Below are 3923 nucleotides of genomic sequence, written 5' to 3'. Positions count from 1 at the left end.
TTGCGGAAGAGAAGATGCCGTTTGGCGGCATGCTCGGCTCGTCCTTCAACTTCGTCTTCGAGACCCAGCTTGAATCGCTGCAGAACGGCGACCGGTTCTACTATCTGTCGCGCACCGCCGGCATGAATTTCGGCACCGAGCTCGAGAACAACTCGTTCGCCAAGCTGGTGATGCTGAACAGCGACGCCACGCATCTGCCGAACGCGATCTTCACGACGCCGACCTTCACGCTCGAAGTGAACCAGGCGACGCAGCACACCGGGCTCGGTCTGGATGGCCGTGCCGACCCGACCGGCGGCATCGGGATCAACGGTATTGAGATCGTTCCTCTCGTCGTCCGCGACAATCCCACGACGGCTGGCGCGGACACAAACTACCTCCAGTACACCGGTGAGGATCATGTCGTCCTCGGTGGCACCGCGGGCAATGACGTCATCATCTCGGGCGATGGCGACGACACGCTCTATGGCGACGGCGGCAATGACTACCTGCAGGGCGGCTATGGCAACGACACCATCCTGGGTGGCGTGGGCGACGATATCATCCAGGACCTGGGTGGCGACGACCGGCTCGAGGGCGGCGATGGCAACGACGTCATCCACGCCGGCAACATGATGGTGGGCGGCGTCGGAAACCTGATCCTGGGCGGCGCCGGCAAGGACTACATCGTCACGATGGAGGACATCTCGACCACGTTCGGTGGTCAGGGTGACGACTTCATCTACAGTTCCAAGACCAGCCTGCCGCCGACTGGCAACGAGGGCAACGACTGGATCGAGAAGGGCACGCAGGACGGGGCACCTGGCGACAATTTCGCGCCTCTTCTGGCCGATAACGTCATCGGCAACGACATCTTCATTGGCGGCGGCGGCTTTGACGAGTTCATCGGCGAGGGCGGCGACGACATCTTCGTTGGCAGCGATGCCCAGGACAAGATGGACGGCATGTCCGGCTTCGACTGGGTCACCTACAAGAATGACACCCAGGGCGTCACGGTCGACCTGACGCTGGCCGCGCTGGCCCAGCCGCATGGCGAGACACCTGCTTCAAATACGGGCGTCGTCCAGCCTGTTGCTGCCTCTCCGGCCTCGATCCTCGACCGCTTCGCCGAGGTCGAGGGTCTGTCCGGCTCGCGCTTTGCCGACATCCTGCGCGGCGACGATGTCGACGCGGTCACGATCCTCAACCATGGCGGCGCCACGGGCGGCGCGCTCACCAATGTCGCGCTGATCGACGGGCTGGCGGCACTCCTGGGCCAGGCCGGGCTCTCGACCACCGGCTTCGCGACCGGCAACATCATGCTCGGCGGCGCCGGCAGCGACCTGCTCGAGGGGCGTGGCGGCGACGACCTGATTGACGGCGACCGCTGGCTGAACGTGCGCATCAGCGTGAAGGCGAATGCCGATGGAACCGGCGCGGAAATCGCCAGCTTCGACAGCATGGTCGCCCCGAAGCTGCTGCAGAACATGCTGAACGGGGTGTGGAACCCCGGTCAGCTCGTCGCGGTGCGCGAGCTCAAGGACGACGACAACGGCTTCGACACGGCCATTTTCTCCGGCAACAGGGCCGACTACACGGTCACCACGAACACGACGACTGGCATCACCACCGTCACGGACAATGCCGGCACGGATGGAACCGATACCCTTGTCAATGTCGAGCGGCTGCAATTTGCCGATCAGAGCCTCACGCTTCCAAACGGCGTCGGCCTCAACGTCGACCCGACCGGCCAGCTCGCCATTCTCGACGCGACGTCGAGCACGGCTGACAATACGCCAACCTCCGGGCAGTTGCTGCGCGTCTCGATCGCGGGCGTGACTGACGCAGATGGCGGCCCTGTCCCTGGCTCGATTTCCTATCATTGGCAGTTCGAGGTCTCTCCAGGTGTCTTCGAGGACATCATCCTGCTTCCGCTCGGGGATCTCGCCTTCCAGAGCGCCGACGGCACAACCTTCAGGGTTACCCCTGACCTTGCCGGCTCTGCCCTGCGCGTTAAGGCGATATTCACCGACGGTCACGGCGTCACCGAGACAGTGTTCTCGGCTCCGACCCAGCCCGTCGTGGCAGGGCCCGTGGTTCCGCCGGTCGCGCCGACGCCGGTCGTCGACGCCACCTCGGGCGGCGAGGGCATCATGATGGTGCGCTCGGACCTCAACTTCATCCTCGACCAGATCAAGATTGCAGAAGCCAATGCCGCCGGTACGCCGTTGAGCTCGCTGCTGCCGAATGTGCGGATGCCTCTCGGCCTGCGCACCGTGGACGGCTCAGGCAACAATCTCGGGACGCAGCAGCAGAGCGAGACGTTCGGCGCGGCCGACAACGTCTTCCCGCGCGTTACGACGCCCGTGTTCAATCCGGCGGAGGGCGGCACCTCCTACCAGCAGACGAGCGGCCTGGTCTTCGACTCGCAGCCGCGCACGATCAGCAACCTGGTCGTCGACCAGAGCCTGAACAATCCGGCGGTGATCGCTGCGGCCCTGCGGAATGCCGGCTCGGAAGACGTCTCGGCGGATTCGGCAAAGTTCAGCGCAGCGCTCCAGGTTCTCAATGCAGCCAAGGTCGGTGGAAACCCCGTGGCGCTGGCAATTGCCCAGACGGCTTTTGACGGGGTGGTCGACGGTCTTGGCCTGACCATCGTGACGAGCCCGGGCCTCGACGGCCAGTTCGGCACGGCTGACGACAAGCAGGTCTTCGAAATCCCCAACATCGCGCCCGACGCCGGCTTGTCGGCACCGTTCAACGCCTGGATGACCTTCTTCGGCCAGTTCTTCGACCATGGTCTCGATCTCGTGACCAAGGGCGGCTCCGGCACGGTGTTCATACCGCTTCAGCCGGACGATCCGCTCTTCGTGCCGGGCAGCCCGACGAACTTCATGGTCCTGACGCGGGCGACCAACTTGCCTGGCGATGATGGTATTCTCGGCACGGCCGATGATATCCATGAGCATACGAACACGACCACGCCCTTCGTCGACCAGAACCAGACCTATTCCTCGCATCCCTCGCACCAGGTCTTCCTGCGTGGCTATCAGCTCAACGCTGATGGTGAGCCGGTCGCGACCGGCCGGCTGATCACCAATCGCGACCTGGGCGCTGATGGGACGTTCGGAACCGCTGACGACACCGAAATCGGCGGCATGGCGACCTGGAAGGTGGTGAAGGCCCAGGCGCGCGACATTCTCGGCATCAACCTGACCGACGCCGATATCGATAGCGGTCCGCTGCTGGCGACCGACGCCTATGGCAATTTCATGAAGGGTCCGAACGGCTTCCCGCAAGTTGTCATCCGGGTCAATAATGGGCCGGACGGCATTGCCGGCAACGCCGACGACGTCACCACGCTTGTCGAAGGCAATCCGGCGGCCCCGATCAGCCTCGCTAACGCGGTGCGCACCGGCCACGCCTTCCTCAACGACATCGCCCACAATGCCGTGCCGGTCTTCAACGCCGGTGTCCTTGCGCCCGACGCCGATACGCTCACCGGAAACGCCGTCCCCGTGGGGCCGGGAGGCACCAACCTCGCCTATGACAACGAGCTTCTCGACGCGCATTACATCGCCGGCGACGGTCGCGTGAACGAGAATATCGGTCTCACCACCGTGCATGCGATCTTCCACTCCGAGCACAACCGGCTGGTCGAGCAGGCCAAGAACACGGTGCTGACCTCGGGCGATCTCGCCTTCCTCAAGGAATGGCTGATCCCCGGCTCCGAGCCGGCGACCTTCCCGGCGACTCCCGGAGAGATCGCAGCCCTGCAGTGGAATGGCGAGCGCCTGTTCCAGACCGCGAAATTCGGCACCGAGATGCAGTATCAGCATCTGGTCTTCGAGGAGTTCGCCCGGACGATCCAGCCGAATGTCGACCTCTTCTTTGCGCCGACGCAGGTCTATGACGTCGATCTCGATCCCTCGATCGTCGCGGAG

At 64.1% G+C, this 3923-nt stretch carries 1 protein-coding gene; it reads left to right on the top strand.

The features are described from left to right. The coding region (locus tag AC1D34_RS34740; RefSeq protein WP_476826686.1) for a peroxidase family protein at nucleotides 1–3923 on the top strand (3923 nt) is incomplete at both ends.

It is taken from the genome of Allobosea sp. P1_A7 (assembly GCF_056406775.1).
The sequence above is the reverse complement of the archived record's forward strand: the minus strand, read 5'-3'. Positions and strand labels throughout refer to the sequence as shown.